Consider the following 17653-nt stretch of genomic DNA (forward strand, 5'->3'; position numbering starts at 1 on the left):
AGTCTCCTGCTCAGTCCAGCCCGCCAACGGGGGTCACGATGCCTGCGGCCTTGTTGCTCGGCTTGATGATTCCAATGAGGACCCAGCGTTTCCCTCGCCGGGAGTAGACCTCGCCTGGTGCATCGGGCCTGTCCAGGTAGGGGATGATCTTCTGGATCTGGCAGGCCGAATCAAACTGGATCTTCAAGAAGTAGAGCTGGTTGGCCGCCATCTTGTCCTGTTGGGACAGCGGCGAGGGGAACCAGGGGTGACTGTGGAAGTCAGCGAGAATCGGTGTGACCTTGGCTTCTGGGTCGACGACGCGGCGGACCGGGAAGCACGACTTCTGTTTCGTCTCACCGCGCAGCTGAGGCTCTCCCAACGGTGAGGGATGCGTGGTGCGGTAGATGCCATCACCCCGCGAGTAGATGACGCCGCAGTACTCCTGTCCGAAGTCCCTGGCGGTTGCCCTGTCCAGGCGCATGATTGCCGGACAGAGCTGGTCGATGACCTCGTCCGGGTCGCTCGAAGCCTGGACTTCGGGCCACGGGCCCCTGGCCCAGACATAGCCAGAGTCGATGCTCATGAACCCGTAGGACTCGGTCTCCTGGGAGTGACGCAGGTTGCCGGAGCAACTCAGTGCCAGCGTCAGCACAGCCCCACCTGCAATCCTGTTCGCTTCCCGGTCCCAGCGCCGCCAGCAGGATGCGCGCCCAGTCCAGTGCATGCTCATCCCGGCGCACGTAGTGGGACGCCGGGGGCGATGTCCAGTGCCGTGGCCTGGGGGCCTTCTCGGAGGCAGGCCTGGATTTGAAGGAGGGACCTGCGGCCGCGACCGCAGGTCCCTCATCGTTGCCAGGCGCCTACCGCTCAGAGCCCGCCGTTGCCGCTCATGTCACACATGCCCGCCGGCCGGATGCGCAGCGCGCGCAGCTCGCGGCCGTAGTCGGTGCTGTCGCTGGCGACGAAGTAGAGGTCCCACCCCGAGCGTACGAAGTCGGTCGGGAGCGAGTGCATGTTCCCCGGCGCGATGCCCTGCACCTCGAACGCCCCCTGCTCCCGAGTGTCGCTCACCCACGCCTCCCGGCCCCCGGCCTCCGTGTAGGCGCTGAAGAAGAGGTACTCCTCCACGGCCGTCAGCTCCGAGGGCTCCGAGCCCAGCGCGCCCACGGCGATGTCGGCGTGCAGCTGCGTCCCCGCGCTCGTCCCGTCGCTGCTCCACAGCTCGCGGCCGTGCACCCCGTCATCCGCGACGAAGAAGAGCCGGTCCTTCACCACGGTGAAGTTCGTCGGCTGCGACGGCACCGCGCCCGGGTGGATGTCCTTCACCCGCGTCGTGCCGGACGTCGTGCCGTCGCTGCGCCACAGCTCGAAGTCCACCCCCTCTGCTCCAGTCGCCGCGCTCAGGAAGAGCTTGTTCTTGTACGAGACCATTCCCAGCGGTGCGCCGATGAACGTGTACACGTAACGCACCAGGCTCGACGTGCCGTTGGTGACGTAGAGCCGCGTCTCCGGCGCATCGAAGTTCCAGGTGAAGAACAGCTTGTCCCCCACCGGCGTCAGGTCGCCCAGCATGTTGTCCTCCGTCCCGTCCACCAGACGCACGAAGCTGGCGCCATCGGTCCGGTACAGCTGCACCCGGCTCGACTGGCGGTCGGTCGGTGAGAAGATGTTCACCTTGACGTAGAGGGCGTTCGTCCCCGCGACCAACTCGAAGTGGCTGGAGACCAGGTCTCCCTCCGTGCTGAAGTCACGCAAGAGGAAGGTTCCCTCCTCCGTGCCGTCGCTGCGCCACAGCTCGCGGCCATGCACACCATCGTTCGCCGTGAAGTACAGCACGCCGTCGTAGAAGGTCAGGTGGTCCGGGTCGGAGCCCAGCGCCCCCGGCGAGATGTCATGCACCAGCTCCGTGCCCTTGGTGGTGCCATCCGTCTTCCAGAGCTCGCGGCCATGCACGCTGTTCTTCGCAGCGAAGTACGTCGTCGTCCCGCACTGGAGGAAGGGGCCCGCGTCCGAGCCCTGTCCCCCCGAGTGCACGTCCATCAGCGGACGCGTCCCCGACGCCACGCCCGAGCTCATCCAGGGCTCGCGGCCCCACACGCCATCCGTGGCGGAGAAGAGGAGGACCTCGTTGCCGTGGGTGAGGTCCCGCGGATGGGAGTGCCCCGCGCCCGGGACGATGTCTCGCACGAGCCGGGCCGTCGTGTCGCACAGCTCCCAGCCGGAAGACGCACCCAGGTGCGCGGTGTCTTCCCGGCCGACGGCGGCTTCCACCTCCCCGTGCTCCAGGCGAACCGGGTAAGGGGCTTCGATGCCGCATCCGAGGGTGGCGATGCCTGAAGCGACGGACAACAGCAAAGGAAGGCTTTGTGCGCGAAGACGCATACTCACTCCTTGTTGCGGTGGGGCTGGCTGCGGTGGGGTGCCGCGGTCGCGCAATCTGGCCGGGATGTGACGAAACCCAAGCCGTCCGCGAGTCGGTCCAGGGCTGTCATTGCGTGACAGTCGCCCTCCGCGGACGCCTCGGCGTACGAGAATGGGGACCTTCAGTCGACAGCTCGGGCGAGAGCTGTTCGACGGAGAATCATCCAGACCGCGCTTCCCGCTTTCCGAACCGCCGTTCAATCACGAGACTCGGCGCGCCATGCGCATTCGCTCCGCATTCGTCCTGTTGGCCTGTGTCTCCGCTTGCGCATCGCGCTCGGGGGCCGGGCCGGAGTCCTCCACGGCCATGCCCACCGCTTCAGTCTCCGCCGCGGATGCCGACTATGTCCTCCTCGCGCGCGAGTATCTGGATTGGTATGCGGCGGCGAATCCCACCCGGGCCACGCGGCTCGGCTATCACATGCATGACGCCCACCTGCCGGACGTCTCTTCGGACGCGCTGAAGCGCAAGGCGGAAGCGCTGCGCGGCTGGCTGACGCGCCTGGAGCAGGCGGTGGCGCGCGGTGGCCTGTCGGGAGATGCCGCCGTGGACGTGCGCGTGCTGGAGAACGCGATGCGTGCCGACCTGCTGGAGCTGGAGGAGGTGCGCCCCTGGGAGCGCAACCCGGGCTTCTACGTGGGCATCATCTCCAGCGGGCTGGACGGCCTGTCGTCACGCGAGTTCGCGCCCGTGGCCGAGCGCATGCGCGCCATGCGCTCCCGGATGGCGCGCATCCCTGGCGTGCTCGACGCGGCGCAGTTCAACCTGAGCGGCGTGCCGAAGCTGTGGGCGGAGTACGCGCTGCGCGACGCGCGCGGCACCGTGGCGTACCTGCGCACGGACCTGCCCCGGGCCCTGGCGGCGCAGGGGTATGCCCAGGTACCGCTGAGCGAGCGCGCCGCCTTCTCCGCCGCGCGCGAGGAGGCCGCGCGGCAGATGGAGGCCTTCGCGGTGTGGCTGGAGCGCGAGCTGCTGCCCAAGGCGGACGGCGACTTCCGCCTGGGCCGCGAGCGCTTCGAGAAGAAGCTGGCGCTGGAGGAGCACGTCACGCTGGACGCGGACGCGCTGCGCGACATCAACGAGCGCGCCATCCGCGACTACAAGGCCTGGGTGGCGCGCGAGGCCGCCCGGTTGGACGCCTCCAAGACGCCCGAGCAGGTGATGGCGGAGTTGGTGAAGGACCACCCGAAGGCGGAGGAACTGGTGGCATCGGCGCGGGCGCAGCTGGTGGAGCTGCAGCGCTTCGTTCGCGAGCGGAACATCCTCACGCTGCCGTCGGACCGGCTGCCCGTGGTGCGGGAGACGCCGCCCTACGCGCGGCTGGGCTTCGCGTCCATGGACACCCCCGGCCCCTTCGAGACAAAGGCCACCGAGGCCTTCTACAACATCACCAACGTAGAGCCCGGCTGGACGCCCGAGCAGAAGGCCCAGCACCTGACGTACTTCAACCGCGCGGGCCTGCTGGGCATCACCGTCCACGAGGCCATGCCTGGCCACTTCGTGCAGCTGCTCTACGGCGCGCGGATTCCCACGGACGTGCGCAAGGTCTTCACCCCCGCGTCACTGGTGGAGGGCTGGGCGCACTACTCCGAGCAGATGATGGTGGATGAAGGCCTGGGCAACGGCGACCCGGCCGTGCGGCTGGGGCAGCTCCGCCGCGCCCTCCAGCGGCACGCGCGCTGGTACGCGGCGCTGGCGCTGCACGTGTACGGAGAGCCCGTGGAGGCGGTGGCGAAGCGGTACGCGGAGATTGCGTACTTCGAGCCCTTCCCCGCGCTGCGCGAGGTGGAGCGCGGCACGCTCGACCCCACGTACCTGTATTACGCCGTGGGGCGCATGCAGATTTTCAAGCTGCGCGACGACTACCGCCGCCACCTGGAGTCGCGCGGGAAGACGCTGGTGCTGAAGGACTTCCACGACCGGCTCCTCCAGCTCGGGCTGCCGGTGTCGCTCGCGCGGGAGGTGTTCCTGCCGGGCGACACGGCGCCGTCGCTGGAGTGAGCCGCGGACTATAGCTCGATGACCCGGGGCGTCTCCTCCTGCTCCACCTGCGAGCGGGAGGCGAGCCCCTGGATGCTGAAGCCGTTGGGCGCGTGCACGGCGCCCGCGGTGTTCGGGTCCAGGTAGAGGCTCACCGGCGCGGCGAGCCCGTCGTACGTCACCTCGAAGACCTCCAGCTCGGTGGGCGCGCCGGCGCCGCAGCAGGGGCCCACGCGGCGCCAGGCGATGCGCTGGCCCTGGGGGCCTCGCAGCAGCTCCAGGAAGGCCATCATCCCCCGGTCACCCCAGCCGACGCGGACCGGGTCCTGGGGGTGGAAGCCGTACTCCACCACCTCGACTCGCGGCGCCGTGGACGCCGAGGCGCGGGGCTCAGGCACCGCGGACTTGTTGGTTGATGCACACGCCGCCAGGAAGAGCATCCCGGCACAAGTGGCTCGAAGCAGCGACATTCCGACCCTCCCCACCACCACCGTCCCGGGGGGAAGATGTGTCCGGGCAGCGCCCCGTGCATCCCGGTAGCGGGGCCCGCCGTTCACCGTCGGACGTTGACCGCGCCCGGCGTCACTTTTTCTTCGGCGCCGTCCCCGACATGTCGCGGATGAAGACGCGGTCGATGCCGTGGATGCGCAGGGCCACCAACTCGTCCGGGGTGACGTTGGGGTAGCCCGAATCACGCATCTGCTTCACGAACTCGGGCGTGACGCCGTGGATGCGGAAGGCCAGGATCTGCTCCTGCGTGAGGTCCTTGAAGCCCAGCTCGCGCATCTGCTTCACGAACTCGGGCGTGACGCCGTGGATGCGGAAGGCGATGACGTCATCCGAATCCGTGCTCTGGAATCCCAGTTCGCGCATCTGCTTCACGAAGTCGGGCGTGACGCCGTGGATGCCCATGGCCATCAGCTGATTCCAGGGCAGCTTCGTGAAGCCGGCGCCGGCGAGCTCCTTCACGCGCTGGGGCGTGACGCCGTGGATGCGGCCCTCGACCAGTTCCTTGAACGACAGCCCGGGGAAGCCTGCGTCGGACATGCCGCGCACGTACTCGGGCGTCACGTCGAAGATGCCCACCTGGATGAGCTCCTCCGTGCCGAGCTGCTTGTAGCCCAGCGCGGCCAGGGCCTGGATGCGGGCGGTCGTGACGTTGGTCGCCGCCATCTGGAACTGCGCCTCGGGCGTGATGTCCGAGTAGCCCAGCGTGGCCATCGTCTTGAGGAAGGCGCTGCTGGCATCGAAGCGGAAGTGGCCCGCGCCCTGGCCGTCCTGGAACTGGCCCTCGAAGCGGAAGGTGCCGGCCTCGCGCGGCAGGGTGAAGGTGGTGGCGCCGCCCGTGGTGGACAGCCCCTGGAAGGACGCCCGAGGTTCGGTGAAGCCCATGTTGCGGTGCGGGCTCTGGTGGAGCTGGAGGTTCAGGATGGAGGGGGCGCTGCTCTTGGACGAGGCCGACCAGGTGCCACGTGGCTCGAAGGTGGAAGAGGCCGCGACGGCGGAGGCGGCCATCAACAACAGGGCCACGAGGGACAGGCGTGACGACATGAGACGCATGGTGGGCTCCTTCGGGTAGACCCCTCCCGTGCGGCGCGCGTCCGGTGGGACCTGCGCCGAGCGGGATGGGCGGTCGAGACGTGAGGGGTGATGGTGTGCGGGACGAACGGCTTACTTCGAGTCGGTGCCGCGCATCTTCCGGATGAAGGCCGCGTCCACGCCGCCGGTGCGCAGCCGCACCAGTTCGTCGACGGAGAGGTCCTTCAGGCCCGCGTCGTGGAGTTCGCCCAGGAAGTTGGCGTCCACGCCCGTGGCGCGCAGCCGCTGGAGCGTTTTCGCATCCGTCGTCTGCACGCCCGCCTTGCGCATGCTGGCGAGCCAGCCCGGGTCCACGCCCACGGCGCGAAGCTGCATCAGCTCCCGGGCCTTCAGCTTCGACAGGCCGTGCTTGTTCATCTCTCGGATGTACTCGGGGCTCACGCCCACGGCGCGGAGGTGAGCGAGCTCCTCCAGGGACATGCCGGTGTAGCCGGCGTCCTTGAGGCCGCGGACGAAGTCTTCGTCCACGCCCACGGCGCGCGCGTGGGACAGGGCCTTCGGGTCATCGATGTTGAAGCCCGCGGACTTGAGGGACTGGATGTAGTCGGGCGTGACGCCCAGGTGTCGCAGGTGCGTCAGTTCCTTCACTTCCAGCTTCCGGCCGAAGCGCGTGTTCATGTCCTGGACGTAGTCAGGGGTGATGCCGGCGTGGGTCATCATCACGAGGTTGGAGACGGTCGGCGTGTAGCCCATGGCCGTCAGCTGCTGCACGCGCTCCGGGGTGATGCCCGCGTTCTTGAGCGCGATGAGCTGCGCGACGGAGAGCTGCTGCCCCGCGCCGACCCGTGTCTGCCGGTCCAGCTCCCGCTGGGCGCGCGAACCCAGGCTCCGCGCCTGAGGGGCAGGAGACGGAGCGGACGCCGGTGCCACGCGGGCCGCCACGGCCGCGACACCGGCGGGAGGCGCGGGAGGCGCCGGGGGCGCGGGCGGTGCCACGGGCAAGGGCGCGGGAGGCACCGGCGGGGTGCGCGAGAGCGCCGGGATGGGCGGAGCCTGGACGAGGACGGGCTCGTCGCCCGGCCGCGGCGCGGTGTCCGTCTGTCCCAGCAGGAGCGACGTCAGCGGCGCGGCCACGGCGAGGCTGCTGACCAGGGTGAGTACGGAGGCGCCCGCCGCCCAGCGCGAAGCGCAGCGCGACGTGGGCAGGGTGATGAGCCGCCGCACGCGCTCCGGCAGTGAGCCGCCCAGCGCGGACATGGCGGGGCTCGGCGTTCCCGGCAGCACGCGGAGCGTTTCAAGCGCCGTCAGCGCCCGGGCGTAGGAGACGGAGTTGCCGCTGGCGGCCACCGCGACGTCGTCGCAGCAGTGCTCCCGTTCGACGCGGATGACGTGGGAAATCCAGCGGACCGCGGGGTGGAAGAAGAGCAGCGTCTCCACCAGCACCTGCGCCAGGTTCACCGCGAAGTCGTGACGGCGGATGTGGGCCAGTTCATGGGCCAGCACCATCTCCAGCTGCCGAGCGGGCAGGCCCGACAGGGTGGACACGGGCAGGAGCACCACGGGCGACAGCCAGCCCACCGCGGCGGGAACGTCCACGTCGGAGGACTGGAGCAGCCGCACCGCGCGGCGCAGGCCCATGCGTCGCGACAGGGCGTCAAGCCGCTCCTGCCACGCCTCGGGCGCGGGCAGGGCGCGGTCCGCCAGCCGGCGCAGCTTCATCCATTCCGCCGCCATCCGCCCCGAGCACAGGCCCACGCCCGCCACCCACGCCAACACCAGCCAGTGCAGGTGCGCTTCCACCTGGGACAGCGCGCGTTGCAGCAGCAGTCCGGCCATGACCAGGAACGAGCCCAAGCCGGTCAGCACCGTGCTTTCGAAGCCACTCGCGGCGCCGTCCTCGGCCATGTCCGCGTCAATCCACGCGGGCGACGCCGCGACGGGCGACAACCGCCATGCGGGACGCGCCGCCGTGTCCTTCACGGGGGGCGGATTCGCGTCATCCACCCGGAGTTGCGCGCGCGGCACGGAGAGGTCCATCGCCACTCGCGCGGGCGCGCCGTGGAAGTGCTTCCACCCGGAGGCCACCGGCAACGCGAGCGCCAACACCAGCGCCCCACAGGCCAGCGCGTAACGCGCATGCGCCGCGCGCCGCCCCACCGTGATGAGCGCCACCGCCAGCATCAGCGCCACCAGCGTGCCCTGCCAGAGCGAGTGCAGCAGCGCCCACCCCAGGGACTCCATCAGCAGCCGGCTCATTCCTCGCCTCCTTCCAGGGTGTCGAGCAGCCGGCGCAGCTCCGCCAGTTCCTCGGGACGCGTCTTCTTCGACGACAAGGCCTGCATCGCCAGCCGCGCCGGAGAGCCACCGAAGGCGCGGTCCACCAGGTCCGTCACCAGCTGCCGCTGGGTGCGCTGCTCCGTGGCCCGGGGCCGGTACACGTGCGCGCGCTGGGACTCGTCACGCTCCACCAACCCCTTCTCCGTCATGATTTGCATCAGCTTCAGCACCGTCGTGTACCCGGTGCCCTCCGGCTCGTCGCGGGTGAGGGCTTCGTGCACCTCGCGCACCGTGCTGTCGCCACGCGCCCAGAGGACCCGCAGGATGGCCAACTCCCCATCCGTGGGACGCGGCAGCTTCGTCTCACTCATGACGCTTCCTTCCATGACTCGATTGCCTGGACTCATATTACGAATAGATTCGTAGATGTCAACGAAGCCCTTCGTAGGTGCGGTCCGTCAAAAGCCCCCTGCCTCTGGGTGAGGGAGGGGGCTTGGGGGCACAGGCGGGTGCCCGGCCGTCAGCTGTCCTGTCGCGTCGTGGGCTCCGGCGGCGTCTGGGCGGCGGCCTGGTCCTCCCAGAAGCGGCGCGGGTGGCCGTCACCGCGGGTTCCGCCGGAGAGCCGGTCCACCCAGGGATACCGCTGGGCCTCCTCGGCCGTGTAGCCCAGGTTGAAGACGGTGGGGCTCTTGGGCTTGTCACCAGACTTCTCGTAGAAGGTCCCGAAGAGGCGGTCCCAGAAGTAGTTGGTGATGCCGTAGTTGCCCTGCTCGTTGTGGAAGTGGTGCGACAGGTGCAGCCGCTTGATGTCCTTCAGGAACTGGGACTTGGGCGTGTAGTTCAGGTGCTGGATGCAGTGGCAGAACTCATAAAAGCACGTAATCACCATGGCCCAGCCCAGCGCGGCGGCGGCGCCCGCTTTGCCGCCAATGAGATAGCCAATGGGGGCAATCACGCCGCCCACGGTGGGGAGCACGTTGGCCAGCGCGCCGAAGAGCACGCGCAAGTCGTGCGGGTCCTGGTGGTGGTCGAAGTGGATGCGCTTCCACGTCGCCGCGGTGAGCGGTGATTTGTAGAGGAAGCGGCTGTGCAGGATGTGCTTGTGCACCAGGTACCAGCCGAAGGGGAACGCCACGCTCGCGGCGAGCATCGCCAGCAGCATGCGCAGCGGGTTCTCGAACCACTTCACGGCCAAGGCCAGGCTGATGATGCCCACGGTGATGTAGGCCACCACCGCGTAGTAGGTGAAGAACGAGTAGACCAGGTCGCCCAGCGTCATCCGGTCCAGGTTGTGCTTGCGGTTCTTCAGGAACGAAAAGGGTGCGCTGACTGCCACGGTATCCTCGCAGGGCGCCGCTGCCTCCCATGGAGGCAGACGAAGCAGGAGTGTGTGCGCGCCGTACCCGCCCGGCCACGGGGCTTACGGCGGTGCTGTCAGTACCAGGGGCCCTTGAAATTGCCGCATCCTGAAGGGCGCTCCATAGCGTTTTCCTGGAGCAGGTGAGAAGCAACCCTGCTGAATGAACAGGCGGTGTGTTGCCTGCCTGCCCAGAAGCCGGCCCAGGCGCGGGCTTCCTTCGCGTCCGATAGCAGCCCACTTTCCTGGAGGCCAGGATGACTTTCCGGGAGGCGCGGATGGCGGAGCACGAAGGACAGCAGACCCCCAGGACCAAGGTACGCAGGCGCAGGACATCGACTCCCAAGGCAGTGCGCACTGGTGAACGGAGTGCCGGGCCGGACCGGGGCAGCATCGCCCTGCGCCGCACGGCGTCAGAGTACCGGGCCACGGCGGAGGAGCAGGCGGCGCGCGTGCGTGAGGAAATCGAGGCGGCGCTGGTCCAGGCCCGCAGCACCCGCGAGGCCATTGAACAGCGCATCGCGGATCAACTGCACGCGCCGCCGGTGCGCCACACGCCCCCGCCGCGGCGCAAGCGCGCCACCCGGGCGTCCCGGAAGTAGCGCGTCGTTCAGGGGGCGACGCGCGTGGGGTTCGGCGCGGCCACGGGGGCGACGTCCTCGGGCCCCGCGCTGGAGGCGGGCTCCCCCAGCTGCTTCAGCTTGCGCGCCAGGTCAGCGGCCTGCGCGCCCTTGGCACCCAGCTCGTTGCCCTGCACTCCGATGAAGGAGACCCGGGCTCGCTCCAGCATCGCCACCTGCGCGTGGAGCTGGGCCAGCAGCCGCTCCTTGCGGCGGGCCAGCACGTCCAGGTGGTTGAGCTCCTCACCCAGCGAGGACGCGGCCAGCTCCAACTGCCGGCGGGCCACCGCGTCCTGCGTGGCGGCGGCGCGCTCCCGCAGCTCGCGCACCTGGGCGTCCACGTCGTTGGCCACCACGGAGCCGAGCTGTGCCTCCAGCCCGAAGTGGACCTCCGCCAGTGAGAAGCTGTCGCCCGTCATCTTCTCCAGCACGCCCAGCAGCTCCGTGCGCCCGGTGCTGGGCGGCATCTTCGTCACCACGTCCTTGCACTGGCGGTAGAGCGTCAGCGCCCGCGTGGCGAGGGTGCGCGAGTCGCCCTTGAGCGCGTCCTGCAACTGGCGGCCCCGCGCCTCCACCGCGTCCAGCTCCACGCGGAGGTTGGCCGGCAGCGTGCCGATGCTCCAGAACAGGCCCACGACGAGGAAGCCCACCAGCGCCGACAGCAGGCCGTCGCTCCCCAGGAAGCGCGCCTCCAGCACCTGTTGGACGTAGAGGCCCAGTGGGACGAGCACGCCCGCGGCGGCGGCGCTGGTGGCCACCGCGGCGGGCTGCCCCGGCTGCTCCCGTCCATGGCCCAGCCATGCCACCAGCGCCGCGGCGAGCGCGCCCGCGAGGCTCACGGGCAACGGCTCCGGCGCTCGGAAGAAGTAGGGCAGGGCGGGCAGCACCGTCAGCGCCAGGCGCAGCGCCAGGGGGTGGACCCCGGTGGGCTTCACGCACGCCTGCGCCGCGGCCACGATGGCGACGTACTCCGGTGTCAGGTGCAGGTCCGGAACGGCCCCCGCGACCAGGCCCATGCAGGCGGCACCTCCCAGCGCGCGAAGCGTGCGGGTCTCGAACTCCTCGCGGTGGAAGTACTGCACGGAGAGGGCCATGGGTTCACCGTCCTGCTAGTACGTGTTGTTCTGGCCGAAGTTCTTGATGGACTTCTTGAGGAGGTTGCGCGACTCGGCCTGCGCCTCCTCCGCGCTGGACGCGCCCGCCAAGGCTGCCTGGGAGCGGTTCACGTCCGCAAGCTCCCCGGACAGCGCGTCCGCGGAGGAGCCGAAAATGGTCCGGGCGTTGTCCAGCAGGCTACGGGCCTTCGCCTTGTTGCCGCGCTTCATCTCCTCCGCGGCGGCCACCATGTGCTGGGTGCCCAACGCCCGGGTCGCGTGGACGCGCACCTCCTTGTCCAGGTGCTCGCGCACGAGGTCCAGGTCGCTCGTCACCTCCGCGGTGAGCCGCAGCGCCGTCTCCGTCGGCATGTCACGCGCCACGTCGACGTAGTGCACCCGGGCGTTCAGCAGGGCGAGCGCGCCGGTGGTCCGCGGGGTGTTCAGCGTCAGCTTCGCCATGATGCGCACCGTCTGGGCGCTGGCCATGTCGTACAGCGGCACCTTCAGCACGTTGCCCTCGCGGAAGGACGCCATGCCCATGACCTCCACGTGCTGCACCTCGGGCGGGACGTCCAGCCGCAGCTCCACCAGTCGCGCCACGGTGCTGGTCGCCTGGTCCAGCTCGCGGGAGAAGACCTCCGCCAGCCGCGCCGAGTCGTCGATGAAGCCGGAGAAGCCGCCTCCCTGCTCGGCCATGCCGCGCATCAGCGTCTCCTGGTAGTCCCGGCCCACGCCCAGCGCGCTGACGGTGATGCCGTCGCGGCGCAGCTGGCGGACCTGGTCCAGCAGGCCCGGCTCGGACACGATGCCCGTGGTGGGCTGCCCGTCGCTCAGCAGGATGGCGCGGCTGACGCGGTACTCGCGCATGTGGGGCCGCAGGGCGTTGGCCGCGGCGTCGAGCGCGCCGCTGATGTTGGTGCTGCCGTCATCCTGCAGCCCGGAGATGAGGGTCAGCAGCTCCTCGCGCGCCTCCTCCGTCATCCGCCGGCTGGGCTGCACCCGCACGTCGGTGCCGTAGTCGATGAAGGCGAGCCGGTCCTCGGGCTTCAGGCGCTGCACCAGCTCCGTGGCGGCGCGCCGGGCGTCGGCCAGCTTCTGGCCGTTCATGGAGCCGGAGCGGTCCAGCACCAGCGCCAGGCTGACGGGCACCCGCTGGCCGGTCTCCGCCGGGCGCGCCTTCAGCTCCAGCCACGCGAAGGCCTCGCTGGGCCCCGTCTGCACGTACGCGCCGGACAGCTTGCCCGCCATGTTCAGGGCGCCGTCCTCCGGCTTGGACGTCACCAGCGTCAGCGTCCGCGTGGCGGGCGGGTCCTCCGGGCGCCGCACCGTGTGGCTGGTGTCCGTGACGGCGGGAGGGGGCGGTCCGGGCGGCGTGGGCGGCGTGCCCAGCAGGAGCGCGCCCACGGCGAGCACTCCCGTCGCGGCGACCAGCAGCAATGAGCGGTTCATTCAGGGCCTCGAGGTTGGAAGGATGCGGCACACTCGCCTGGAGTCACCCGAGGCCGCATCGGTCACCAGGAGGAGGGTCCGCCCGTTGCCCGATACGACCTCCGCTCGCGGGCTCAGGCGTCGTGCGCCGGCTGTCGCTGCCGGACGAGCTCTTCCACCACGCCGCGGACGCGGGCTTCGTCGAAGGGCTTCTCCAGCAGCATGTTGGGGATGCTGGCCAGGAAGTCCCGCGCGCCCGAGGTGAACGCGCCACCGGAGACGAACACGAAGCGGCGCTCCAGCCCCGCGTACTCGCGCCGCACGGCCTCGTACACGTCGCGCCCCGTCAGGTCCGGCATCATCACGTCGCACAGCACCGCGTCCGGTGCCAGCCCGCGCTCCAGCAGCTCCAGCGCCTGGCGCCCGCTGCACGCCACGTCCACCTGGTGCTCGCGGAGGATGCGCTGCAGCACCCGGCCCACCGCGGGCTCGTCATCCACCACCAGCACCCGGCCGCGCGGCGCGTGCGGTGCTTGCCGCGAGTCAGGCTCCGAGGGCTTCGCGCGCTCCACCGTCTCCGGCGTGGGCAGCACCACCCGGAAGAGGGTGCCTCGCCCCGGCTCGCTGTCCACGGTGATGTCGCCGCCCAGCCCGCTGATGATGCTGTGGCAGATGGACAGGCCCAGCCCCGTGCCCACGCCCACCGGCTTGGTGGTGAAGAAGGGGTCGAAGATGCGGTCGATGACCTCACGCGCGATGCCCACGCCCGTGTCCGCCACCTCCACCACCACGCGCCCGGCGCCGTCCACCCGCGTGGCCAGCCGGATTTCGTGCCGGTGCGCCGCGCCCTCCGGAATGGCCTGCGCCGCATTCACCACGAGGTTGAGGAACACCTGGCTGAGCTTGCCCTCGTTGGCCATGACGGGCGGGATGTCGCCGTAGTCGCGCCGCAGCTGCGCGCGGTGGCGGATTTCGTTGGCCGCCATCATCGCCACCGATTCCAGCACCGCGTGCACGTCCAGCGGCGACACGCGCTCCTCGTCCGGCCGGGAGAACGTCTTGAGCTGGCGGACAATCTGCCGCACGCGCTCGGCGCCCTCACACGCCTCTTGCAGCACCTCCTGCCATTCACCCAGGTCCGGCTCGCCCTTGAGCCGCGCCTGGAGCGCCGCCGCGCCGTCCCCGGGCGGCAGGCTGCGGTTGAACTCGTCGGACAGGAAGCCCAGGTTGGACAGCACGAAGGCCAGCGGGTTGTTGATTTCGTGCGCGATGCCCGCCGCCAGCGTGCCCACCGACGCCAGCCGGTCCGCCAGCGTCAGCCGCGCCTGGAGCTGGCGCTGCTCCGTCACGTCGCGGGCAATGGAGACCACCGCGGGCTGGCCGTCGAAGCGCAGCGGCAACGACACCACCTCCGCCACGCGGGTGCGCCCGTCCCTGCGCACCAGCCGCCGCTCGCCGGTGAGCGCGCCGGCCCGCACCGCGTCCGGGCTGCGCATGTCCCGCACGAACTCCGTGAGGGGGCGGCCCACCAGCTGGTCCGCCCGCTCGAAGCCCAGCGTGCCCACCAGCGCCGCGTTGGCGTAGACAATCTGGTTGTCCCGTTCGATGGCCGCCGCGTCCGGCACGCCCTCCAGCAGCGCGCGGAAGCTCGCCTCCGACAACCGCAGGGCTTCTTCCGCCTGCCGGCGCACGGTGATGTCGCGCGCCAGGCCCTCCACCGCCACCATGCGTCCGGAGGCGTCCGTCACCGGCGCCACCACGTGCTCCAGCCACAGCGTCCGCCCGTCGGGGTGGAGGAAGCGCACCACCACCGGCGCGCCCTGGAAGGGCTCCGGCGCTTCCAGCAACTGCTCCATCAGCGCGCGGTCCTCCTCGTGCACGCGCCGGTACCACAGCTCCGCGTCCGCGTAGTGCGCCACCGGCCCATAGCCCAGCTTGGTGTGGGCCACGCGGCTGACGTAGGCGAAGCCGCGCGGGGCCTCGCGCCGGTACACGTAGAGGACGTCCGACGCGTTCTCCGCCAGCTGACGGAAGCGCCGCTCGCGCTCGCGCAGCGCCCGCTCTGATTCGCGCCGCTCCAGCGCCATGGAGATGGCGCCCGCCGCCGCCGACAGCAGGTCCACCTCCAGCCGGTCCCACCGCCGCGCCTCCGAGGTGTTGTCGAAGCCCACGAACCCCGTCAGCACGCCGCGCACGCGCAGGGGCAACACCAGCAGGGACAGGATGCCCTGCGGTTCCAGCAGCTCCCGCTCCGGTGCGGGGAAGCTCTCCACCAGGCCCTCGATGACGTCGCCCCGCGACAGCGTCTCCGTCCAGCGCCGCAGCGCGGGCTCCATGGGCACGTTCTGGAGGTCCGGGTTGTCTATTTCGGGCTTCACGCCGGGCGCGCACCACTCCGCGCGCTGGCTGCTCAGGACGGCGCCGTCCTGCGCCCGGTGCAGCTCGAACACGTAGACGCGGCTGGCGCCCGACGCGTGGCCCAGCGGCGCCAGCGCGGGCCCGTAGAGGTCGCCGCCATCCTGCGTGGCCAGCAGCCGCTGCTGCATGTCCACCAGCGCGGTGAGGTAGCGCTCTCTCCGCGCCAGCGCGCCGTCCGCCGCCTTGCGCTCGGTGAAGTCGTTGAGCGTGCCCGCCGTGCCCAGGATGCCGCCGTCGTCGTCGTGCATCAGCCGGGCGAACACCTCCACCCAGCGGTAGCTCCCGTCGCGCGTGAGGTAGCGCATCTCATGGCGCACGAACTCCACTTCCCCCGCGAACAGCTTCTGGAGCGGCTCCGGGTCGCGCTCCCGGTCATCCGGGTGGAGGAAATCCGAGAAGGAGCGGCCCAGGCTCTCCTCCACGCTGAAGCCGGTGATGTCCGTCCAGGCCGGGTTGAGGAAGGTCCACGTCCCCGCCAGGTCTGTCTGGAACACCACTTCCCGCAGGCTGTCGATGACGCCTCGGTAACGGTGCTCGCGGGAGGTCCAGTCAGGCGTGGAGTGCGGCTTCTGCATGATGGAACTCGAGAAAGTGGGCCGCGCGGGTGGACGCAAGGTCACCCGGATGCGCTACAAAGGGACAGAGAATCTGGATTTCCGGGCAGGCAAGCAAGGGGGGCTTCGATGACCCTGGCAGGTGCGGGATGGGGATGGCGCCCCTTCTGCTGTTCTGTGGAAACACGGAGGCTGCCCTTCGTCCGGGGAAGGAGACATGCCTCCATGTTGCCTCTGCTCGCGGGAAGTCCCTCATGGCCTCTGGAAGCGCCCCGCTTTCGATGACGCATCTGGACTCCGAAGAGGCGGACGCCCTGCTGAAGGAGGGCGTCCTCCGGTTGCTGCTCGAGCAGGCGGGCGAGGCGCTCGTGTTGGTGGATGTCACCGGGCGTGTGCTCGCTTTCAACGTGGAGGCCGGGCGTCAGTTCCGCATGAGCCGGCCCGAACGCGCCGAGCAGGGTTGGTTGCCCGGTTGTGTATGGACGCGTGCGGAGGATGCGTCCATGTCGGTGGAGGTGCCGCCCCTGGCACGCGCGCTCACGGGCGAGTGGGTGGCGGAGGCCCGCTGGCGGGTGCGCCGGCCGGATGGGACGCACGTCCTGCTGCGCGCCTCCGCGGTGCCGCTGGAGCACGACGAGGGCCCGACGGCTGGAGCGCTGCTGCGCGCATGTGAAGTGGCCTCGTCCGTGGGGCTGGACGCGGTGGGCTCGGCGCGGCTGCTGGCGGAGGCCGGTGCGCTGCTGGGCGCCGCGTTCGACGATGAGGCCGCGCCGCGGTTGCTCCGCTTGCTGGTGCCCGCGCTCGCGGACGCGGCGGTGCTGTACCTGGGCCTGCCCGGCGGGCCGCCGCGCCCGGTGACGGCGCTGCACGCCGAGCCGGAGCGCCATGGCCTGCTGGAGGAGGCGCTGCGCCGCTACCCGCTGCCGCCCGAGCGCGTGCTGCCGTTGTTCGGCACCGGCCAGTCGGAGCGGTTGCGGGTGACGGAGGCCCACGTGGAGGCCGCCGCGCGGGACGCGGAGCACGCGCGGCTGCTGCGGGGGCTGGGCCTGCGCTGCTACCTGGGCGTGCCGCTGGTGGCGCGCGAGCGCGTCATCGGCACGCTGGCCCTCTTCCGCGCGGATGAAGCCCGCGACTTCAGCGCGGAGGAACTGCGGCTGGCGGAGGAAGTGGCCCGCCGCACCGCGCTCTCCGTGGACAACGCGCAGCTCCTCCAGGAGGCGCGCGAAGCGGTGCGCCTGCGCGACGAGTTCCTGGGAATCGCCAGCCATGAGCTGAAGACGCCGCTGACGCCGCTGCACCTCAAGGTGCAATTGCTGCAGAAGCAGGTGGATGGGATGGCGGCCCACAACCAGCCGGTGTCCGCCGAGCGCGTGTCGGAGACGCTGGAGGTGGTGCAGCGGCAGGTGCGCAAGCTGACGAGCCTGGTGGACAACCTGCTCGACGTGTCGCGAATCACCGCGGGCCGCCTGCGGCTGGAAGTGGAGGAGATGGACCTGGCCAGCGTGGCGGCGGAAATCCTCTACCGCTTCGCGCCGTCCGCCTCGCAGCTGCAGTGTGAGCTGGAGTTGCACGCACCGGTGCCCGTCATGGGCCGGTGGGACCGGCTGCGGCTGGAGCAGGTGGTGACCAATCTGCTGTCCAACGCGCTGAAGTACGGCGCGGGCCACCCCGTGCGCGTGGCGGTGGAGGCGGAGGGGCTCACCGCTCGCCTGACGGTGCGCGACGGCGGCATCGGCATCTCCGCGGAAGATTTGCCGCGCATCTTCGAGCGCTTCGAGCGCGCGGTGAGTGACAGGCACTACGGCGGCCTGGGCCTGGGGCTCTACATCACCCGGCAGATTGTGGAGGCCTTCGGCGGCACGGTGCGCGCCACCAGTGAGCCGGGGCAGGGCTCCCTCTTCGTGCTGGAGCTGCCGCGCGGTGACATCCCCGAGGAGTGGCTGACGGCGCACGGCGCGCCGGAGCCGTCGTCCTCCTGA

General features: G+C 70.5%; 13 protein-coding genes. 3 read left to right on the forward strand and 10 right to left on the reverse strand.

Annotated elements, in window-relative coordinates; genetic code table 11:
* Window positions 1-10 precede the first annotated feature (10 nt).
* Window positions 11-634, reverse strand: a complete 624-nt coding sequence (locus BHS09_RS00860) for a hypothetical protein (protein ID WP_237080114.1) — start codon at window positions 632-634, stop codon at window positions 11-13.
* 215 nt (window positions 635-849) lie between these two features.
* On the reverse strand, window positions 850-2253 hold the full coding sequence (locus tag BHS09_RS00865) for an ELWxxDGT repeat protein (protein WP_237080115.1): 1404 nt from the start codon (window positions 2251-2253) through the stop codon (window positions 850-852).
* A gap of 457 nt (window positions 2254-2710) precedes the next feature.
* Between BHS09_RS00865 and BHS09_RS00870 the strand changes: the two genes are divergently transcribed.
* Window positions 2711-4405, forward strand: coding sequence for a DUF885 domain-containing protein (locus BHS09_RS00870; protein WP_237080116.1), 1695 nt, complete (start codon window positions 2711-2713; stop codon window positions 4403-4405).
* 8 nt (window positions 4406-4413) lie between these two features.
* Here BHS09_RS00870 and BHS09_RS00875 read toward each other — a convergent pair whose 3' ends face one another.
* From BHS09_RS00875 to BHS09_RS00895, 5 genes are all read right to left on the reverse strand, one after another.
* Complete coding sequence (locus BHS09_RS00875; RefSeq protein ID WP_237080117.1) at window positions 4414-4854, reverse strand: fibril protein; 441 nt, start codon at window positions 4852-4854, stop codon at window positions 4414-4416.
* A 112-nt stretch (window positions 4855-4966) separates the two neighbouring features.
* Window positions 4967-5944, reverse strand: coding sequence for a 4-hydroxy-3-methylbut-2-enyl diphosphate reductase (locus BHS09_RS00880; protein ID WP_140796923.1), 978 nt, complete (start codon window positions 5942-5944; stop codon window positions 4967-4969).
* Window positions 5945-6055: 111 nt separating this feature from the next.
* A complete protein-coding gene (locus tag BHS09_RS00885) occupies window positions 6056-8179 on the reverse strand; it encodes a M56 family metallopeptidase (RefSeq protein WP_140786651.1) in 2124 nt (707 codons plus the stop codon).
* A complete protein-coding gene (locus BHS09_RS00890) occupies window positions 8176-8571 on the reverse strand; it encodes a BlaI/MecI/CopY family transcriptional regulator (RefSeq protein ID WP_026113917.1) in 396 nt (131 codons plus the stop codon). Before BHS09_RS00890 ends, BHS09_RS00885 begins: the two co-directional genes overlap by 4 nt.
* A gap of 149 nt (window positions 8572-8720) precedes the next feature.
* Window positions 8721-9536 carry a sterol desaturase family protein gene (locus BHS09_RS00895; RefSeq protein WP_140786652.1) on the reverse strand — a complete coding sequence of 272 codons (816 nt, stop codon included), beginning with the start codon at window positions 9534-9536 and terminating at the stop codon, window positions 8721-8723.
* Between the two features lie 278 nt (window positions 9537-9814).
* Here BHS09_RS00895 and BHS09_RS00900 point away from each other — a divergent pair, with 278 nt between their 5' ends.
* Window positions 9815-10159 carry a hypothetical protein gene (locus BHS09_RS00900; protein WP_140796924.1) on the forward strand — a complete coding sequence of 115 codons (345 nt, stop codon included), beginning with the start codon at window positions 9815-9817 and terminating at the stop codon, window positions 10157-10159.
* A gap of 8 nt (window positions 10160-10167) precedes the next feature.
* On the opposite strand, the gene BHS09_RS00905 is transcribed toward BHS09_RS00900, so the two are convergent.
* The 3 genes from BHS09_RS00905 to BHS09_RS00915 all read right to left on the reverse strand — a co-directional run bounded on the left by BHS09_RS00905 (window position 10168) and on the right by BHS09_RS00915 (window position 15695).
* The gene (locus BHS09_RS00905) at window positions 10168-11271 is read right to left on the reverse strand and encodes a hypothetical protein (RefSeq protein ID WP_140796925.1); all 1104 of its coding nucleotides are present in this window, start codon (window positions 11269-11271) and stop codon (window positions 10168-10170) included.
* A 15-nt stretch (window positions 11272-11286) separates the two neighbouring features.
* The gene (locus BHS09_RS00910) at window positions 11287-12723 is read right to left on the reverse strand and encodes a vWA domain-containing protein (RefSeq protein WP_140786655.1); all 1437 of its coding nucleotides are present in this window, start codon (window positions 12721-12723) and stop codon (window positions 11287-11289) included.
* 113 nt (window positions 12724-12836) lie between these two features.
* The gene (locus BHS09_RS00915; protein WP_174260475.1) at window positions 12837-15695 is read right to left on the reverse strand and encodes a PAS domain S-box protein; all 2859 of its coding nucleotides are present in this window, start codon (window positions 15693-15695) and stop codon (window positions 12837-12839) included.
* 233 nt (window positions 15696-15928) lie between these two features.
* Here BHS09_RS00915 and BHS09_RS00920 point away from each other — a divergent pair, with 233 nt between their 5' ends.
* Window positions 15929-17653: a sensor histidine kinase gene (locus tag BHS09_RS00920; protein ID WP_174259160.1), complete on the forward strand. Its 1725-nt coding sequence runs from the start codon at window positions 15929-15931 to the stop codon at window positions 17651-17653.

It is taken from the genome of Myxococcus xanthus, from assembly GCF_006402735.1.
In the GTDB taxonomy this organism is placed as follows: Bacteria; Myxococcota; Myxococcia; order Myxococcales; family Myxococcaceae; genus Myxococcus; species Myxococcus xanthus_A.

Coding starts and splice junctions, on each gene's coding strand:
- BHS09_RS00905 (WP_140796925.1), bottom strand. CDS start 11,271: ATGGCCCTCTCCGTGCAGTACTTCCACCGCGAGGAGTTCGAGACCCGC.
- BHS09_RS00915 (WP_174260475.1), bottom strand. CDS start 15,695: ATGCAGAAGCCGCACTCCACGCCTGACTGGACCTCCCGCGAGCACCGT.
- BHS09_RS00885 (WP_140786651.1), bottom strand. CDS start 8,179: ATGAGCCGGCTGCTGATGGAGTCCCTGGGGTGGGCGCTGCTGCACTCG.
- BHS09_RS00910 (WP_140786655.1), bottom strand. CDS start 12,723: ATGAACCGCTCATTGCTGCTGGTCGCCGCGACGGGAGTGCTCGCCGTG.
- BHS09_RS00890 (WP_026113917.1), bottom strand. CDS start 8,571: ATGAGTGAGACGAAGCTGCCGCGTCCCACGGATGGGGAGTTGGCCATC.
- BHS09_RS00875 (WP_237080117.1), bottom strand. CDS start 4,854: ATGTCGCTGCTTCGAGCCACTTGTGCCGGGATGCTCTTCCTGGCGGCG.
- BHS09_RS00870 (WP_237080116.1), top strand. CDS start 2,711: ATGCCCACCGCTTCAGTCTCCGCCGCGGATGCCGACTATGTCCTCCTC.
- BHS09_RS00920 (WP_174259160.1), top strand. CDS start 15,929: ATGGCCTCTGGAAGCGCCCCGCTTTCGATGACGCATCTGGACTCCGAA.
- BHS09_RS00900 (WP_140796924.1), top strand. CDS start 9,815: ATGACTTTCCGGGAGGCGCGGATGGCGGAGCACGAAGGACAGCAGACC.
- BHS09_RS00880 (WP_140796923.1), bottom strand. CDS start 5,944: ATGCGTCTCATGTCGTCACGCCTGTCCCTCGTGGCCCTGTTGTTGATG.